At 43.4% G+C, this 17,318-nt stretch carries 16 protein-coding genes; 10 read left to right on the top strand and 6 right to left on the bottom strand.

Annotated features, from left to right (window positions below; genetic code table 11):
• Window positions 1–214: 214 nt before the first annotated feature.
• Complete coding sequence (folE, locus tag CXF65_RS13610) at window positions 215–811, bottom strand: GTP cyclohydrolase I FolE (protein ID WP_025651169.1); 597 nt, start codon at window positions 809–811, stop codon at window positions 215–217.
• Window positions 812–1,138: 327 nt separating this feature from the next.
• Between folE and CXF65_RS13605 the strand changes: the two genes are divergently transcribed.
• The gene (locus tag CXF65_RS13605; RefSeq protein ID WP_101212600.1) at window positions 1,139–1,948 is read left to right on the top strand and encodes an enoyl-ACP reductase; all 810 of its coding nucleotides are present in this window, start codon (window positions 1,139–1,141) and stop codon (window positions 1,946–1,948) included.
• A 206-nt stretch (window positions 1,949–2,154) separates the two neighbouring features.
• Window positions 2,155–2,856 carry a YoaK family protein gene (locus CXF65_RS13600; RefSeq protein WP_101212599.1) on the top strand — a complete coding sequence of 234 codons (702 nt, stop codon included), beginning with the start codon at window positions 2,155–2,157 and terminating at the stop codon, window positions 2,854–2,856.
• Window positions 2,857–2,899: 43 nt separating this feature from the next.
• Here CXF65_RS13600 and CXF65_RS15060 read toward each other — a convergent pair whose 3' ends face one another.
• Window positions 2,900–3,064, bottom strand: coding sequence for a hypothetical protein (locus CXF65_RS15060; protein ID WP_173239989.1), 165 nt, complete (start codon window positions 3,062–3,064; stop codon window positions 2,900–2,902).
• 303 nt (window positions 3,065–3,367) lie between these two features.
• On the opposite strand from CXF65_RS15060, the gene CXF65_RS13595 reads away from it, so the two are divergent.
• From CXF65_RS13595 to CXF65_RS13565, 7 genes are all read left to right on the top strand, one after another.
• Window positions 3,368–4,789 (top strand): SLC13 family permease, encoded by a 1,422-nt coding sequence (locus tag CXF65_RS13595; protein ID WP_101212598.1) that lies wholly within the window; start codon window positions 3,368–3,370, stop codon window positions 4,787–4,789.
• A gap of 139 nt (window positions 4,790–4,928) precedes the next feature.
• Window positions 4,929–5,966 (top strand): alpha/beta fold hydrolase, encoded by a 1,038-nt coding sequence (locus CXF65_RS13590; protein WP_101212596.1) that lies wholly within the window; start codon window positions 4,929–4,931, stop codon window positions 5,964–5,966.
• Window positions 5,959–6,774 carry a metallophosphoesterase family protein gene (locus CXF65_RS13585; RefSeq protein WP_101212595.1) on the top strand — a complete coding sequence of 272 codons (816 nt, stop codon included), beginning with the start codon at window positions 5,959–5,961 and terminating at the stop codon, window positions 6,772–6,774. Before CXF65_RS13590 ends, CXF65_RS13585 begins: the two co-directional genes overlap by 8 nt.
• 91 nt (window positions 6,775–6,865) lie before the next feature.
• Window positions 6,866–7,456 carry a DUF1543 domain-containing protein gene (locus CXF65_RS13580; protein ID WP_101212594.1) on the top strand — a complete coding sequence of 197 codons (591 nt, stop codon included), beginning with the start codon at window positions 6,866–6,868 and terminating at the stop codon, window positions 7,454–7,456.
• A gap of 1 nt (window position 7,457) precedes the next feature.
• Window positions 7,458–7,775, top strand: a complete 318-nt coding sequence (locus CXF65_RS13575; protein ID WP_101212593.1) for a hypothetical protein — start codon at window positions 7,458–7,460, stop codon at window positions 7,773–7,775.
• A 218-nt stretch (window positions 7,776–7,993) separates the two neighbouring features.
• Complete coding sequence (gene hrpA, locus CXF65_RS13570) at window positions 7,994–12,316, top strand: ATP-dependent RNA helicase HrpA (RefSeq protein ID WP_227523279.1); 4,323 nt, start codon at window positions 7,994–7,996, stop codon at window positions 12,314–12,316.
• Between the two features lie 176 nt (window positions 12,317–12,492).
• On the top strand, window positions 12,493–12,861 hold the full coding sequence (locus tag CXF65_RS13565) for a hypothetical protein (RefSeq protein WP_101212592.1): 369 nt from the start codon (window positions 12,493–12,495) through the stop codon (window positions 12,859–12,861).
• 163 nt (window positions 12,862–13,024) lie between these two features.
• On the opposite strand, the gene CXF65_RS13560 is transcribed toward CXF65_RS13565, so the two are convergent.
• The 3 genes from CXF65_RS13560 to CXF65_RS13550 form a co-directional block, all read right to left on the bottom strand.
• The gene (locus tag CXF65_RS13560; protein WP_025650811.1) at window positions 13,025–13,354 is read right to left on the bottom strand and encodes a hypothetical protein; all 330 of its coding nucleotides are present in this window, start codon (window positions 13,352–13,354) and stop codon (window positions 13,025–13,027) included.
• 302 nt (window positions 13,355–13,656) lie between these two features.
• Entirely contained in the window at window positions 13,657–14,445 is a 789-nt protein-coding gene (locus CXF65_RS13555; protein WP_101212590.1) for a DUF2071 domain-containing protein, read from the bottom strand.
• A gap of 84 nt (window positions 14,446–14,529) precedes the next feature.
• Window positions 14,530–15,384 (bottom strand): AraC family transcriptional regulator, encoded by an 855-nt coding sequence (locus CXF65_RS13550; RefSeq protein ID WP_101212589.1) that lies wholly within the window; start codon window positions 15,382–15,384, stop codon window positions 14,530–14,532.
• Window positions 15,385–15,621: 237 nt separating this feature from the next.
• On the opposite strand from CXF65_RS13550, the gene CXF65_RS13545 reads away from it, so the two are divergent.
• Window positions 15,622–16,035 carry an organic hydroperoxide resistance protein gene (locus tag CXF65_RS13545; protein WP_025650808.1) on the top strand — a complete coding sequence of 138 codons (414 nt, stop codon included), beginning with the start codon at window positions 15,622–15,624 and terminating at the stop codon, window positions 16,033–16,035.
• A gap of 152 nt (window positions 16,036–16,187) precedes the next feature.
• Here CXF65_RS13545 and CXF65_RS13540 read toward each other — a convergent pair whose 3' ends face one another.
• Window positions 16,188–17,141, bottom strand: a complete 954-nt coding sequence (locus CXF65_RS13540; protein WP_101212587.1) for a DMT family transporter — start codon at window positions 17,139–17,141, stop codon at window positions 16,188–16,190.
• Window positions 17,142–17,318 lie beyond the last annotated feature (177 nt).

Here is a 17,318-nt window from a genome sequence, read left to right as displayed (position 1 = left end):
ATCTCTGTTTTAAACATATCTGAATTGCATAAAAAAAGGACACTTGATGAGTGTCCTTTTTTTGTTCTATAGTCAAAACATCCTAAAAACGCGACGGTATTGCTGCTATCGTTTTTTTGTAGCCTCTGTCTACGCAGGCACAGCAAGCAAGAAGATTGATAGCAGCAGTGCGTGATGTGTCGATATTACTTTTCACTCACTATAGAATACCATTTTAAAATGCCGGTTGACGCTTAGGTACGGCATTTAAAAACTCGTTGCGTGCTTGGTTATCATGCACATATTCACCAAGCATTGCTGTGCTGCGTGTGGTCGAATGCTGCTTATTGACACCGCGCATCATCATACACATATGTGATGCATCCATTACCACAGCTACACCACGGCAGCCCGTTACATCCATGATGGTCTGTGCCACTTGCTCACTCAGGTTTTCTTGAATCTGCAAACGGCGAGCAAACATATCGACGATACGCGCAAACTTTGACAGCCCTAAGACTTGTCCGTTTGGCAGATAACCGATATGTGCCACCCCATGAAAGGGGAGCATATGATGCTCACATAACGAATAAAACTCAATATTTTGTACTAAAACCAATTCGCGATTGGTCGACGGGAATACCGCGTCATTGACCACTTCATCCAAGCTTTGATGATAGCCTTGGGTTAAATGAGCAAATGCTTTCGCCGCTCGAATAGGCGTATCTAGCAATCCAGGACGATCTAAGTCTTCGCCAGTTGATTCAATCAGTTGACGATAGGATACAACGCTTTCTTGATAATCTGAGGAGACGATAGGGGTGTTACTCATAAGTTTGGCAGCCATCCAAAATGTGGGTGTAGCTTAACGCTAAATCCTTGTTTATAAACAACGGTTATAAAGGATTTTTATAAAAATTGTGCAAGCTGGGAGGGCTGTGATTATACTTGAAATCTGCTCAACTTCATACCGCTGTGGCAGTAGTTAAGTGTTTAATCAATATAGTCACTCGTTGAACACTCAAAATAGTTTACGACTGTATACTTAAATTATTTCGTGTATAATAAGTCATCTTTATATCTATCTTTTTTATTCATGGTTATTATCCTATTAAAACAAACTAAATAAATAACGTTGATCGACTCAAAAGGAAATATTATGCTAATGCAAGGACAACGGTTCGTCGTCACTGGCATCGCCAGCAAACTCTCTATTGCTTGGGCTATCGCAGAGGCGTTGCACCGCGAAGGCGCGTCACTCATCTTAACCTATCCTAATGATAAGATTAAAAAACGCGTTGATATGGCTGCGGAGAAGTTCGAAGCAGACTTGGTATTAGAGTGTGATGTGGCTTCTGATGAGTCTATCGCGGCGTGTTTTGAGCAAGTCACCGCACATTGGGGCGACGGTATCGATGGTGTGGTACATGCGATCGGCTTTGCCCCGATGGATCAACTCGATGGTGATTTTGTTAGCGCCACAACGCGTGAAGGCAGCCATATTGCGCATGATATCTCCAGCTATAGTTTCGTCGCGCTAGCCAAAGCAGCACGAGAGCTTTTGGCCATGCGTCACGGCTCAATGCTGACCTTGACTTATGAAGGTAGTATTTCGGTATTGCCAAATTACAACGTCATGGGTATGGCAAAAGCCAGTCTTGAAGCCAGCGTTCGCTATCTAGCGACCTCTATGGGCGGCGAAGGTATCCGCGTCAATGCTATTTCTGCAGGTCCTATCCGCACGCTTGCTGCCAGTGGTATTAAGTCTTTCCGTAAAATGCTGGATATTAGCGAAAAAATTGCACCGCTACAGCGTAATGTCAGCCAAACAGAAGTGGGAAATGCGGCTTTATTTTTACTGTCGCCTTGGGCTTCAGGTATCACTGGTGAGATTATGTTCGTTGACGCTGGTTTTAATACTGTTGCGATCAGTGAGCAATTAATGATGCTTGATGAGCCACAGAAGTAATTGTTTAAAAGGTCTTAATGGGCATTTATTGTGTTTTATCAGGGTGTGTTGAATATTCAATATGCCCTAATCTTTGAAAATTATAAAACCCATTGATCATGATAAACCTTTAGTGCAATCATAGTAGTGACAGAGAAGGCAGCCAACCGGCTGTCTTTTTTGGTTATACTACGGGCTTTTTGGTAACAAGCCTTTAGGTGCTAGATATGATAACCAAATTACCAAGGTGGATATTGTGGGGCGGTGCTGTACTTGCCTTTAGTGCGGGCTGCCTCAATACGGCAGCATTAATGGGATTTACCAATTTATCCGTGTCGCATGTCACTGGCAATGTGAGCCTATTTGCTGCCGCTATTGCTCATTTTGATGCTGTCAGTATTCTATATATTGGCGCGTCGTTGTTATCATTTTTGGCGGGGGCAGTATTGAGTGGTTTTGTCATTGGGCAAACCTCATTGAAGTTAGGACGGCGCTATGGCACTGCGCTTTATATTGAAGCGGCGTTATTATTGCTCAGTTATTGGTTGTATCAGCAGCATGATTATCTAGGACAATTGGCCGCTGCCATGGCGTGCGGATTACAGAATGCTATGGTGGCGACCTATAGCGGCGCAGTCATTCGTACTACTCATCTAACGGGTCTAACGTCAGACATGGGTGCTGCTATCGGTAATTGGCTAGCAGGACGCTCAATCAGTAGGCCGACATTGGGCTTTCAGGCGATTATTTGGTATTGCTTTTGCGGTGGCGGGGTAGTGGGTGCGTTTTTATATGCCAAAATTGGCTATGGCGCATTGTTTGTACCGATCACTATCGTGCTAACGGCGGCATTTGTCTATAACTATGCCTCAGATCATTTGCCAGAACAGAGACCACCACAAGCAAAAAAGCGCTCATCAGCAAGATAGGCGCTTTTAGACTATATTTTATGGCTTTTTATACCGAACCGAACTATTTATCTTCTTCTGGATTGTGATCTTCATGTTCGTGCATACCTTGCATCATATCTAAGGCAGAGTCATCAGTACGTTGTTGGTCTTTTTTATCTAGACCATCTTGATTGATATCCTTCGGTGCCATCTTCGTGGTTGCATCCGTTTTGTTTGGGTCTGTCATAACGTGCTCCTGTTTGTTTTTGTTAACTGCCAATAAAAATAGCTATATGCAATATTTATGGGCGTTTGGTTTTATTTCACATAGTAAGTATGAGATAGAGCTACCTTGTTGTACAGGTACGGTGTAGGCTTGTTTAGTGACGATGTGTAACGAGGTATCACTGGGATGCTGATGATTTCTGTTCAATGTCATTTACAATAGCAGAGAATAGGTTTCGAAATAAATTGCTGTTAGCAATTATGATTAAAAGTTATCTTTATATTTTAGTTTTTTCAACGTCTTTGAGGACAATAAGGATATGTTATGTCAGAGCAAAAGTTAGACAGCCATCTTCCTGATGATGGCAATGAGTATTTATTTACCGACACCTTTCCAAAGGGTACAGGCAAAGGGCTGATAGTGGTCATCATTGCTGCCATTGTCAGTATGGTTATTTATAATGTATTGCCGTTCGATATCAATGCCAATAAAGGCTTGGCCATGCTGTTCTTCATCGGCGTGCTATGGCTGACAGAAGCACTACATGTGACCATTACTGCACTATTAGTGGTGGTGGTTGGCGCGCTAATTGGTATTCCAGAATTCGATGCCGAAATCGGCTTGCAGAGTTTTGCTAACCCAACGATTTACTTGTTTTTTGGTGGTTTTGCTTTGGCTGCCGCCTTGCATGTACAGCAATTGGACAAAAAAATTGCGCTAAAAATTCTATCCATGTCAGGTGGCAAGCTTGGCACGGCTGTATTTTTAATATTTGGGGCCACTGCATTTTTGTCGATGTGGATATCGAACACTGCCACAGCTGCGATGATGCTACCTCTTGCGCTCGGTATCCTGACGCAGGTTGACCGCGAAAAAGATCGCGGTACGTTTGTGTTTGTATTATTGGGTATCGCTTACTCTGCCAGTTTGGGTGGTCTGGGTACGATTGTTGGTTCACCGCCTAACGCCATCGCGGCAAAAGCGCTTGATATTGCGTTTATCGATTGGATGAAATTCGGTATTCCAATGATGTTAGTGCTATTGCCACTATTACTGGGGGCGATGTATTTGTTCCTGAAACCCAATCTTAATCGTACGGTCGTCCTTGTCGAAGAGGAACCTATTGAGTGGAATAAGCCTCGGGTAGTGACGATTATTGTCTTTATCGTGACAGCACTCAGTTGGATATTCTCCAAAAAAATCGGTGCGGCACTTGATATCACCGATACCGATGCGGTCATTGCATTGTCTGCAGCAGCAGCGGTAGTGAGCTTGGGACTTGTATCGTGGAAGCAAGTCTCTGACAATACTGATTGGGGTGTGCTCATGTTGTTCGGTGGTGGTATCGCACTATCAACAATTTTGAAAGTTTCTGGCGCCTCCTTAGTGCTGGGCGAGACCGTGGCCAATGCGTTGTCTTCGGCACCACTTATTATCGTAATGATTGCGGTATCGGCATTTATTATCTTCTTAACAGAGTTCGCGTCTAATACTGCCTCTGCCGCGTTATTAGTGCCGGTATTCGCTGCTATTGCTGAGCAGATGGGTTTGCCCCATGAAGTGTTGGTATTGGTCATCGGTATTGGAGCCTCTTGTGCCTTCATGCTTCCTGTCGCCACACCACCAAACGCGATTGTATTTGGTACGGGGCTTATCAAGCAGTCAGAGATGATACGTACTGGTATCATTCTCAATATCATCGCCACCTTTGTAGTAGGGCTGTGGGCGTATTTTTTCTTAATTTAGCCTTATAATAATCTGACTATAAAACCATTAAACCCGATGTTTGAGTTACTCTCAAGCATCGGGTTTTTTGTTTCCTTTTAGGTTTAATGACTGTATAACATAATCAATAACGTCATCTCATTAAACGGATTTAATAAAAATGGCAAAACGTCTAACGAAAATCATGGTCTTTATTGTTTTGGGGCTACTTGTTTTATTGATAGCTTTAATCGCACTTTATTGGGCGGCCGACAGAAGCGTCGCCGACCTAGAGCGCTGGCAACTGCCCAATAGTGAGTTTATAGACGTGCAAGGGATGCAGGCGCATGTGATCAAATCGCCAAGATGCACAGCCTATCCGAGCAAAAATGCCGTAGAAAATGAGATAGAATCTGATCTTAATAGTGTTAAAACCATTGAGAGCTCTAAAACTATCGTATTACTACATGGCACTTCAGCAAATTTGCATACGTGGCAGGGCTGGACACGTGAGTTAAGTGATGACTATTGTGTCATCAGCATGGATCTGCCGGGGTTTGGCTTGACCGGCCCTTATACCGATGAATCCACTCAGTATGACAGTGCTAATTATGCTAAGTTTGTCATTGATGTGCTTGATCATTTAGAAGTGGGTCGCGTGACGTTAACAGGCAACTCGCTGGGTGGTAAAATCGCGTGGCGTACTGCGGCATTATATCCTGAGCGGGTTAATAAACTCATATTGATCGATGCAGTTGGCTACCCTGCAACGCCAAAACAGGTGCCTATTGGTTTTAAACTGGCGAAATACCCCATATTGACTCCACTGCTTAGCCGTGTGCTACCGCGTGATGTTGTGAAAAAAAGTATCTTAAGCGTCTACGCGGACGACAGCAAAGTCGATGAGGCTTTAGTGGATCGTTATTACGATTTGACTTTGCGTCAAGGCAACCGTCTGGCGCTAAACCGCCGCTTGCTGGAGATGGATAACACGGCAAATCAAGCACAAATCAAACAATTGGATTTACCAACCCTCATCTTATGGGGTGCGCAAGACGACCTAATCCCAGTAGAAAACGCCAAACGGTTTCATCGAGATATCGCTAATAGCCAGTTAAAGGTATTTGATAATTTGGGACATGTACCACACGAAGAGGATTCCGTAGCGACGGTTAAAGTAGTACAGCAGTTTTTGGTTGGTGAACAAATAGATGAATAATCCAAAAAACAAACGAATAACGACAATAGCCGCTGTTTCCGACATTCATAGCAACGTCTTCGCGCTTGAAGCTGTGTTGGCTGATATCAAACGTCGCGATATCGATCAAATTGTCAATCTGGGTGATATTTTATACGGACCTATTGCCCCTAAAGATACCTATGCGCTTCTCATGGCGCATCAGAACGATATCATTACGATTCGAGGTAATCAGGATAGACAGATTTATGAAGCGACAGCGGCGGATATTGCTGATAACGCAACCATGGCTTTTATCCTTGAAGACTTACCTAAAGCAGCGGTTGAATGGATGCAAGCTTTGCCGTTTGATTATCATGTCAGTGAAGATGTATATCTATGCCACGGGTCACCAACCGATGACATGGTATATATGCTCGAGAATATCGAAACAGGGCAGCCGATAGTACGTGATGACGCAGATATTCTGACATTGCTTAACAGTATTGAGAGTGCCGTTATCATCTGTGGTCATACTCATATCCCACGTACCGTTACGCTATCGACAGGGCAAACGATAGTCAATACAGGTAGCGTTGGTTATCCAGCCTATGAAGATAATTTGCCTATCGCGCATAAAATGCAAACCTATTCGCCCCATGCTAGTTACGCACTTATTAAAAAATGCGTTGGTGCTGAGCAAGGTACTATACAAAGTACTAAGCAAGATACAAGCTGGCAAGTTGAGCATATCAAAGTGCCTTACGATTATGAAGCTGCGGCCAAATTGGCTGCAATGAACGGTCGTGAAGATTGGGCGTTTGCGCTAAGGACAGGGCGGGTGTTATAACTATAGGAATGGTCAAACTGCCTTTAGACCAAGCTGATAACATTGAGTAGACTAACGATGGATTTTATATATTTAATAAGGACTGTGTAAGATGCCAACACTATTTATGGTGCAACTTGGTGGTCGCCCAAAAGGTCGTTTGATTGAGCAGCATGACATGTTTTTTGGCGTGGCCAATCAGGTGAGCGAGTTGATAGACGATATTAATCACCATTGGCCTGAAGTCAAAAATAAATGGCACATCGACTCGTATCGCGCTATTACTAAGATCGGTAATCACTCGATAAAGTTAGTCGAATCAGCAACTAGTGATGATAATAATGGTCTAGAACTATTTTTTATCAATTTAGGCGGCTATCAGCAGGGCAGTTTTGAAGAGTTTCATTACAAACTACTTATCGTTGCTGCCACTCAAGCCGATGCTATCAAAAAAGCCAAACAGAGTGCATTTTATAGAGAGTTTACTTTCAAAGATAAAGATTCACCTTTCGATGCCGCGTCGCACATTGATGATAAATTCGCGGTGGATATCGATGATATTTATAACGTTAATGATCTTATCTCAAACCTACAGATTTTAATTGAACCTATTGCTCATGATAGTCATGAACTTGTAAATACCGATGATGATAAAGAGTACGTCGGTTACCTCAGTATTAAGAATTTAAGGAAGTTGACATAATATGGCTTTAAATATGTACTTTAAGAACGGCATAATTCGCAAAACGCGCTGCCAAATCTCTGATGAGCTAGTACCCGCCCTATATCAGATTCATGATAATGGCAGTTTTCCACAGTTGACATGGTTGATTGATAATCTTTATGACAATCCGCAGATTCAACCTGATATTGCTCAAGCATTGGCTGATGAGATGGTAGGGTTTGAAAAGTTAATACTCTCGCTACACCTACCTTTTCCTAGGGTGCCACTGCAAAATTTGCAGACCTTTTTTACGGGAGCTGCGACTAGTCGACAGCTCATTCATACCAGTAACGCTTAATTTTACTTTTTAGGCCGTTTTCATTAGTTTTAGGGCGTGCTTGATGGCTTAACCAGGGCGTCAAAATAGCTATTACATTATCAATGCCATCAAAGCTAGGGCTCTCAAAACTGATAAAAGATTTCAATGTGCAAACCAAGCACTATAACCGTCTTGAATCATGCCCAAATTACCCCCATAATCTAACCACTTCCAAATAATAAATAGCCTAAGTAAATATGCCCAATACTTCTAAAAATGTCTCAGAAATGCCTACTGAAAACACCGCCAATGAACGAAACGCCAGTGCCTTTAGCCCCAATCAGCCAAGCAATGAATCAAGTAAAGCTGTTAACCCAAATAATGATGACTCAAATCTTACGCTACACACTGATAACACATCTTCGCACGCTAAAGTTGCCGCTGACTTACCCGTACTGGCAAAGGACAGCTATTATCTCAGTCGTCTAGAACGCGAGCTGGGGCGGGCTGCTGTTGCTAAGAATAAGAAATCGAACAACAATGCGAACGAGAAAAACGATAAAGCAGACGATATCCTTGCCAAAAAACGCGCGCAATATGACAAAATAAAAACCCGCTCGCAGCAAGCGGTGCAAGCGCGTATCAATAGTATTCCTCAGGATTTGCCAGCTAAGTTAAACCTTGATTTGCCTGTGAGTCAGCGTGCAGAGGATTTGATACAAGCCATTATTGATAATCAAGTCATTATCGTAGCGGGTGAAACGGGTTCGGGTAAGACCACGCAACTGCCAAAGCTGGCGATGTTGGCAGGTCGCGGTATTACTGGGCAAATAGGGCATACCCAACCGCGAAGACTGGCGGCACGCAGTGTATCGAATCGAATTGCGGAAGAATTGGGTGAGCAGCTAGGTAATACCGTCAGCTTTAAGATTCGCTTCAATGAGCAGGGTACGGCGCAATCGGTCGTGAAGCTCATGACGGATGGTATCTTGCTGGCTGAATTAGGGCATGATCGATTTTTAAGTAAATATGACACCATCATCATTGATGAGGCGCATGAGCGTAGCTTAAATATTGACTTTATTATGGGTTATCTGAAAAAGCTATTGCCTAGGCGCCCTGATTTAAAAGTCATTATCACTTCTGCAACGCTCGACACCAAGCGCTTTAGCGAATATTTTAGCCGTTATGATAATAAACTAAAACGTAACGTACCAGCCCCGATTTTTAATGTCGAAGGGCGCAGCTTTCCCGTCGAAGTTCGCTATCGTCCACTGACTGATGAGCCGGTTACTAGCTCAGATGATGACAGCTACGATGATTTTGAAGAGAACCTGCCGCGGGCGGTCGTGGCTGCGGTAGAAGAATGCTTTGGTGATGCACAAAGCAAAGGTCATGCTGATCAGGCAGATATCTTGATATTTGCCGCGACCGAAGCCGAGATTCGTGAACTACAAGAAGTGCTAGAGCGTCATGGACCCAAGCACACCGAAGTGTTGCCATTATTTGCACGGCAGACATATGAAGAGCAGCAACGTATTTTTCAGCCATCAGGTCGAGGTCGGCGTATTGTTATCGCGACCAACGTTGCTGAGACTGCGTTGACCGTACCGGGTATTCGTTACGTGATTGATTTAGGGTTTGCAAGGATTTCACGCTATTCATATCGCTCACGTGTACAGCGTCTCCCGATTGAGGCGATTTCACAAGCCGCTGCCAATCAGCGTAAAGGTCGTTGTGGCCGTGTCGCGCCGGGTGTTTGTATTCGTCTTTATAGTGAAGAGGACTTTACTGGTCGTCCTGAGTTTACGGAACCTGAGATTCTGCGTACCAACTTGGCGTCGGTTATTTTACAGATGGCGAATCTGCGTCTAGGTAGCGTTGATGATTTTGAGTTTATTGAGCCACCCGATAGCCGCTTGGTTACTGACGGTCATAAATTGCTTGATGAGCTAGGGGCGATCACCGCTAAAAACGAAGCAGTTGTCTCTACTCAAACCAACAAGCCAAAAGCAAAAAAAGGTCTCGATCATCTAAGCCTGACGCCTACTGGTCAAAAGATGGCACGTATGCCAATCGATCCAAGGCTAGCACGTATGCTAGTTGCCGGTAGCGATTTTGACTGTATTCGAGAGATGCTTATCGTGGTTGCCGCGCTTGCTGTACAAGATCCTCGCGAGCGCCCTGCCAATAAGCGTCAACAAGCGGATCAGAAGCATGCAGAATTTCGCCAAGATGACTCAGATTTCTTATTTTATCTAAGCCTGTGGAAAGCTTTGTTTGAAACCGATGAAGACGGCAACAAGCTCTCTGGTAATCAACGCAAGCAATTCACGAAGAAAAACTATCTGAGCTTTCCGCGGGTGCGTGAATGGAGTCAGACCCATCGCCAGTTGGTGCAAATGGTCACCGACCTCAAGCTTACGGATGTTAAAGAGGCAAAAACTACGGATACGTTAGAAAACGTGACTAACGATCCAACGGCGATTGATGATGAAGAAATCAAAGCGGTTAAGTATGCCAATTTACATCGAGCATTATTAACAGGTCTGTTGTCTACCATCGCCCACAAGACTGAAAATCGTGGTGAATATCTAGCCGCGCGCCAGCAAAAAGCTAAAATCTTCCCAGCGAGTACGGTATTTAAACAGATACCACCTTGGGTCATGGCGTTTGAAGTCGTAGAAACGTCGCAAGTCTTTATGCGTACCGTTGCCAAAATTGAACCAGAATGGATTATCTCAGCGGCAGGTGATTTATTAAAATATCACTACTTTGAGCCGCATTGGTCGAAAAAGACGGGGCGTGTCAAAGCTTACGCGCAGATCAGCTTATTTGGTTTGATTATTATCAGTAAGCAGCTGACCAATTACGAGCAAGTCAATCTGGTTGAGTCACGAGAAATCTTTATCCGCGATGGTTTGGTCACGGGTAACTTAGGTCGCCAAGCGCCATTCTTGCAGCATAACATGGACAAAATCGCTCATGTTGAGCGTATCGAAGACAAGCTGCGCCGTCGTGACTTACTCGTCGATGAAGAGACGCTATACCAGTTCTACGACAAAAAAATCCCTGAGCATGTCGCCAGTCGCAAGGCCTTTGAAGACTGGCGGGCTGAGGTTGAAAAAACTGATACCAAGCATCTATTCTTCACCGATGATGACGTGCTCAATAGTCAAGCACCGACCACAGGTGACTTTCCTGAAGTGTGGCAGTTGGGTGATTTAAAGCTGCCGCTACGTTATGTCTTCGATCCGGCGAGCGATGACGATGGAGTGACGATTCGCGTGCCACTCGTTGCGCTACCGCAGCTAGATGCTATCGAGCTGTTATGGGGCGTACCTGGTTGGCGTTTTGAGTTGGTATTGCAATTACTTAAGTCATTACCCAAAGATATCCGCCGTCAAATCGTACCAATTCCTGACACCGCTGATAGCTTGTTTGATGAATTGCAGCCCGCTGGTGGTCAAGGCTTACTTAAGCAGCTTTGCCAAGCCTTAAATCGTCGCGGCATTATGTCGGTGACAGCAGACAATTTTAATCCCTCTAGTATCGATCGTTATTTGCAGCCGCAAATCTGTGTGGTCGATGACAAAAACCGTATTATCGAAAAAGGTCGCGACCTACAAACGCTACAAATTCGCCATGCTAGTGAAACCAGACAAGCCGTGAATGAGCAGCAAGGCACGCATACCGAATTCCCTGAGCACTTTGCCTTTAGCAAAAACCATCATAGCGCAGGCGTGGTGATGAAACAGTTTGCCGCCTTGGTCGCTGACGAGGCCGGCGAGGCAGTATCGATTCATCAATATACCGATGTAAACGCTGCATTGCAGGCGCATCGTATCGGCGTTTTGACTTTAATCAAAGGCAAGCTTGGCGCTAAGAGAAAACAACTGACCAGTCAAATCGATAAAATATTCAAACTGGCATTTGCGCCCCTTGGCGATATGGACGCCCTAAAAACTATCGTTATCGATGCGACACTAGATGCGACGCTCGAAGAGCACTATGTCTTGTTTAACCATAGTGACGCCTTGCCAGAGAGCGCTGATGATATCGCGGTTGGCCTAAGCGAAGAGTTACCGTTCACGCCTGAAGAGTATCAGCAGACCCTCGAAGTTGTGTTGAGCAACTTCTTATTGACTGGTCAAGCGGTCATAAAAACCCTTAAAAATGTTTATACCCGCTGGCAGCGTATCCGTCAGAGTTTGCTCATGCTCGATCGAGAGATATTTGGTGAATCTATCGAAGACATTGAAGATCAGTTGGAAGATTTGCAATTGGCTAACTTCGTCTATCGCATGGATTACAGTCATTGGCAGCAGTATCCGCGCTATCTAGAGGCGCTGGAGGTTCGCATTGAGCGCCTTGAGCACAACTTAGATGCCGACCTCGACGGTGTCTATGCGCTAGATTTGCATATGGAGCGACTGTCAGGTCGCGCCAACAATGAGTCTATCAGCGAGTACCGCTGGATGGTCGAGGAATATCGAATCCAGCTATTCGCCCAGCCGATGAAAACCCGTATGGCGGTATCACCGAAGCGTCTAAGCAAGATGTGGGATAAGGTGAGTTAAGGCTCGATTTGAGTTTTAAAACTTGCTAATTGACAATATATGACAATTGCCTGATATAGCCCTTTAATCTAGTCGATAATATTTGATTAAATTAAAGGGCTATTATTCTTTTACACCAGAGTTTCTTGGACTTTATTCAATACATTAACGTAGGTGTTTGAGCAGGATAAAAAATAATGATTAAAGGTAGATTGATAATATTAGGATTTGCATCAACTATATTTATGAGTACGGGCTGTAATGAAACACAGGCCAGTAATAATAAAAATGCGAAGGCATTCGCGCCAACAAGCGTAGAAAAAGAGGTGCAGTTACGGGGCAGTTTTAAAAGAAGCTTTGAGGTTCATGAGTTTGTCTCTAATGGCATTACTTACTATGTGTCAGATCCAAAGCAGTTATTAATAAAAGATTCGAAAAGTATAAATCAAAAAGGCTATTACAAACATTTTGAAACTTGCGTCGTTGGGAAGATTGGCTCTATGGGTAAATATGGTCATCTAGGTAAGTATCAAATGCAAATAACGGTTCGTAGAATGTGTACGTAGTTTGAGTAGGTTGCGTTCTACGCACTAATTTTATCAGATCTATTTCTTATCAGTGAACTTAGTGAACCCTACGTGAACTCTAATATTCAAGCCAATACCGTTTGTTTAAAAAAAACTAGAATAAAGCATTCAAGCTAGCATTAGGTTGCCTTAGACATTAGTTTTAATTATTTAGATTTCCTTTTACCACACCCATGCTATAAGCCAAGAAAGCAATGAAGGTTAAAAAGACGATAAAAGGTGTAAACAGCCATATCGTAATATTGATGAGTAAGGGGGATAAGAAGCCATCGAACATATCGAAATCGAGCCTTAACGAGTCACTCAATACGTCAATTGCCCGCTTGGAAATGGGAAATAGCAATGTGCTTAGCGCTAACATATAGTTATATTTACCAAAATCAGGATCTGTCATTAATACGGCAAAGTAAAAGACCGAGTAAAAGACAATGCTTAAGGCCCAGCATTTGAGAGTGTAGCTTAAACGAATCATAGTAGCTCCTCACGAAATATGCTTGTGATTAACCTAGAAATAACGGTGTTTTGATAATCCTAAATGCATAAATACTCCATATATGTTATATTATGAATATACAGGTCAAGTCAACTGTTATTTTTTTGATTAGGATATTTCATGAGTGATTCGATTGAGAAGTTGAGTCGTCCAAGCGGCTCCTTGACGTGAATACGTAAAATAATAAAATGAAGTCAAAAGCTACACTGATCTAGAAGAAAAAAGTTATCAAAGCCTGAGTGTTATTTCATAATGTATACATCAGACAGATAGCGAACGGGTCAACCAATCACTTTTGGCGGTAAATAGATAGTAAACCTATTTAAAGGCTGAATAAGTACACTATAGGGGGTATTTTGCTCTGAAAGAGTGACAATGCCTAAGTCTGATAACAGCTTGAAATTGGCAGAAATCAAAGAGGCTGGCTGTACCTCAAGTCTTTTATGCCAGACCCGGTAAGTACCAAGCTTACCATCACGGCGATGATAAAATCCTGCCAGCGGATGGGTCAAATAAATAAGCGCCGATTCTGTATCAGGGAAGCCTGGGAACGAAAAATCATCCTCTGTATTTTGCGCAAGCGATACCGACGCCGCTGCCCATTCTGACTCAGCGTTTACCGAATACTTTACATACTTGCCAGTTGCGTCATCAAATTGACAATCAAAAGTCATTTTAGCGCTATGCCAAGGCAAACTCCATAAGTACCTTGGTACTGCTAATGTCCAAGAATCTAAAGTGGTGCCCAAAAACCATACGCAGCGCTCACCAGTCTTTTTATCTATGATATAGATACGATAGTTGGTCTGTCCCATGGTGAATGTTGGAAAAGGATAAACCGCAGAGGTAAAATCAACATCGATAAAGGGTACAATAGAGATCAAGCCTTTTTCTTCGCCGTCTATCATGACCGTATCGAGCTTGAACCTGTCAGGAAATATTCCCTCGAATCTGTGTACTGGCACTGCATACGTGATAATAGAAAAATGTTTTAATCCGCAGACAACGTCGATACCTGTGGGCTTAGGTCTCTTATATAAATAATCCTCAAAACGTCGTAATTCTTGCACGATATTTCCTTATATAATTATGATAATGGTTAAGGTTAAGATAATGAATCTACACCCTTTATAGCGCTCAAGGTGCGTCAGTTATTAATTAAGCTCACTGCTCGGACTGACTCCAAACAAACGCTTGTATTCACGGCTAAATTGACTGGGGCTTTCATATCCTACCTGCATGGCGACTTGCGAAACTTGTGATTCACCACGTTGAATAAGCTGCCTCGCTGCCATCAAGCGTAGGCTTTTTTGGTATTGCAGCGGACTTAACTGGGTAATTTCTTTAAAATGCTGATGAAACCCTGAGATACTCATACCACATTTACTGGCCAGCTCTTCGATGATGACGGGTTCACTCAAATGCGCTTTGAGCCAATCCGTCGCTTGGCTGATACGATGCGTATGACTGCCATTGACGACGAGCTGCCGCAATTTATTGCCTTGCTGTGCTGAGAGCAGTCGGTAGTAGATTTCTTGTTGAATTAATTTAGATAAAAATTCGATATCGTTTGGATAATCGAGCAAGTTGATGAGTCTCTCAAAAGCGGCGAGTAGGGTGTTATCCAGATGCCATTTTATACCCAGATGCTTTTCTTCTGTATTTCGTGCGGGCGGTATCTGGGCCAATATTTCTCTAATCATAGCAAGGTCTAACTTCATAGACAGCACAATGACAGGATTGTCTACTGAGGCGTGTTTGACATGCATACTCAGAGGAATATTTACGGGACAAAACATCAAATTACTATTATCAAATCTTTGGCAATCATTTCCTAAATAGATCTCTCGCTCACCTTGCAACACAATACAAATACTAGGCTCTTGAATATAGCTGACGGTTCTATTGGGTCTATCTGCACAGTAAAAAAATAAACCAGCAATAGCAGACTCGATGGTTTGATTCTTGGGCAGTATGTTAAGTAGTTGCACAATCGTTGTTGGCTGCATAATAGTTATCTTAGATAAAGGGGTGTTGATTGAAAGTTTATAAGTTTGGTGTTTCTCGGCTTGATGTTTTTTATGGTATGCGTTTGATGTAATGAATAGCTTAATCATATAATTATTTATAGGATTAGGCAAGAATTTTGGAGGACTATTCTAACACTTTAAGCTGAGAGTGCCTATAATAACTCCATTGAAACAAAACAAGCATGACTTCTAATAACATCAAACAAGGAATATATCATGAAAATTTTTTACAAAACTCGCGCAACAGCAACCGGTGGTCGTTCTGGACATACAGGCTTAGATGATGGTTCACTAGGCTTTGACTTGGTCTCTTTTCAAGAGCAAGACAAAGAGGGTGTTAATCCAGAGCAGCTTTTTGCGATGGGCTACGCGGCCTGTTTTGATAGTGCCTTGAACCTGACGGCGCAACACATGAAACTGCCGATCACGGCTTCGAAAACCTCTACCCAAGTTGGTATTGGCATGAAGCAAGATGGCAGCTATAACTTAGATATAGATTTATACATTGAAGTGTCTGGTATCGACGAAGCACAAGCGCAAACGTTGATTGAAGCGGCCCATCAAGTCTGCCCATATTCCAATGCCACGCGTGGTAATGTTGATGCACGCCTGCACGTGACCGTTGTCTAATATAAGCTCTATGCAGTAGAGTGCTTATATTTTAAAAACGCCAATAACTTAAGTTAATGGCGTTTTTTTGTCATCAATAAATATGATTTTCAGATGGAGGCACCACAATAAACAGCGATTTTATTACTCAACCAATCATAATATCTCTATCGTCATAGCTCGTAATGCGTATTATCTGGAATCACGGTCATTTTTATGCCGCCCCATGTGACCAATACCACGCCAATGGCTATTAATGAAGCGCCTAATAACAGACCTTCTGGTGGACTTTCTCCTTGCAGAAAAATAGCCACTGGCACACCAACGATGGCGCCGACTGACCCCAATAAACTCAATAGCACAGGACCGCCTGTTTTTTGTAATAAAAACAGCAGTAAAAACTGCCCAGCGAAGATAAAGGCTTGTAGCACAATCAAACCTAGCGGCAGTAATGCGTCCGTTGGCACCGTAAGCGAGAAGTTTGGCAATATACCGACCAGACCTAATAAGATAGCGGCGACAATGAGCATGCCAGGCGCCAACGAGCTGGGAGAAGCTGCGTCTGGCCAGCGCAAGGTGCGATAGATATTACCAATCGCTAGCAAAACAGGGCCACAAAGCGCGAGTAAAATCCAAAAAATACTAGCATCAGGGGCCGAAAACTTACGGATGGCTAAGACACCGACACCGCCTAGTGCTGCTGCTACGCCAAGGGCGCGCACGATATTAAATCTCTCCATACGCATAAATAACGCACCAAGATATGTGAGCAGTGGGGGCAAAGCGATCATTAAGGCCACGAAGCCTGCACCAACTTGTGGAATGGCGGAAAAGAAAATCAGGTTGGAGCCTGCGACACTGACAAGGGCAGCGACCGAATAATATTCTAAGCTACGTAGCGTCAGCGGCGGCAAGTCACGTAGCACAATCGTTACGACCAATAATAGGAGCGCTGCACCAGTAATCGACCAAAAAAGAAAGGCGAGCGGCGATAAGCCAATTTGCCCAGCAACCTTGGCCAGATTGGTAGAAATTCCGATCAATCCGCCACCGGCCAACAGGCAAATCACTGGGATCAACCATATGTGCTTGTTAGACAGCGAGTTATGACTGGTTGATTCACTCATGGGCTATCCTATAGTCAGTCCCAAATAAAATGAGTACAAGTATTACAACGTGGCACTGGTATAAATTTTCCTTGCTCGCTGTGTCTGCGCAGTTTCGATGCTACAAAAAATTTATATCAGTAGCCAGTTTATGACTCTTTATTCATAGAGAGACCAATTAATTAACTAGAATCATTC

It is taken from the genome of Psychrobacter sp. Sarcosine-3u-12, assembly GCF_002836005.1.
Lineage (GTDB): Bacteria > Pseudomonadota > Gammaproteobacteria > Pseudomonadales > Moraxellaceae > Psychrobacter > Psychrobacter okhotskensis.
The sequence above is the reverse complement of the archived record's forward strand: the minus strand, read 5'-3'. Positions and strand labels throughout refer to the sequence as shown.

What these genes read in the sequence shown, in the direction of transcription:
- CXF65_RS15060 (WP_173239989.1), bottom strand. Translation starts at nt 3,064, where the DNA reads ATGACAGACCCAAACAAAACGGATGCAACCACGAAGATGGCACCGAAG.
- CXF65_RS13565 (WP_101212592.1), top strand. Translation starts at nt 12,493, where the DNA reads ATGATTAAAGGTAGATTGATAATATTAGGATTTGCATCAACTATATTT.
- CXF65_RS13585 (WP_101212595.1), top strand. Translation starts at nt 5,959, where the DNA reads ATGAATAATCCAAAAAACAAACGAATAACGACAATAGCCGCTGTTTCC.
- CXF65_RS13600 (WP_101212599.1), top strand. Translation starts at nt 2,155, where the DNA reads ATGATAACCAAATTACCAAGGTGGATATTGTGGGGCGGTGCTGTACTT.
- folE (WP_025651169.1), bottom strand. Translation starts at nt 811, where the DNA reads ATGAGTAACACCCCTATCGTCTCCTCAGATTATCAAGAAAGCGTTGTA.
- hrpA (WP_227523279.1), top strand. Translation starts at nt 7,994, where the DNA reads ATGCCCAATACTTCTAAAAATGTCTCAGAAATGCCTACTGAAAACACC.
- CXF65_RS13580 (WP_101212594.1), top strand. Translation starts at nt 6,866, where the DNA reads ATGCCAACACTATTTATGGTGCAACTTGGTGGTCGCCCAAAAGGTCGT.
- CXF65_RS13605 (WP_101212600.1), top strand. Translation starts at nt 1,139, where the DNA reads ATGCTAATGCAAGGACAACGGTTCGTCGTCACTGGCATCGCCAGCAAA.
- CXF65_RS13575 (WP_101212593.1), top strand. Translation starts at nt 7,458, where the DNA reads ATGGCTTTAAATATGTACTTTAAGAACGGCATAATTCGCAAAACGCGC.
- CXF65_RS13545 (WP_025650808.1), top strand. Translation starts at nt 15,622, where the DNA reads ATGAAAATTTTTTACAAAACTCGCGCAACAGCAACCGGTGGTCGTTCT.
- CXF65_RS13590 (WP_101212596.1), top strand. Translation starts at nt 4,929, where the DNA reads ATGGCAAAACGTCTAACGAAAATCATGGTCTTTATTGTTTTGGGGCTA.
- CXF65_RS13560 (WP_025650811.1), bottom strand. Translation starts at nt 13,354, where the DNA reads ATGATTCGTTTAAGCTACACTCTCAAATGCTGGGCCTTAAGCATTGTC.
- CXF65_RS13595 (WP_101212598.1), top strand. Translation starts at nt 3,368, where the DNA reads ATGTCAGAGCAAAAGTTAGACAGCCATCTTCCTGATGATGGCAATGAG.
- CXF65_RS13550 (WP_101212589.1), bottom strand. Translation starts at nt 15,384, where the DNA reads ATGCAGCCAACAACGATTGTGCAACTACTTAACATACTGCCCAAGAAT.
- CXF65_RS13540 (WP_101212587.1), bottom strand. Translation starts at nt 17,141, where the DNA reads ATGAGTGAATCAACCAGTCATAACTCGCTGTCTAACAAGCACATATGG.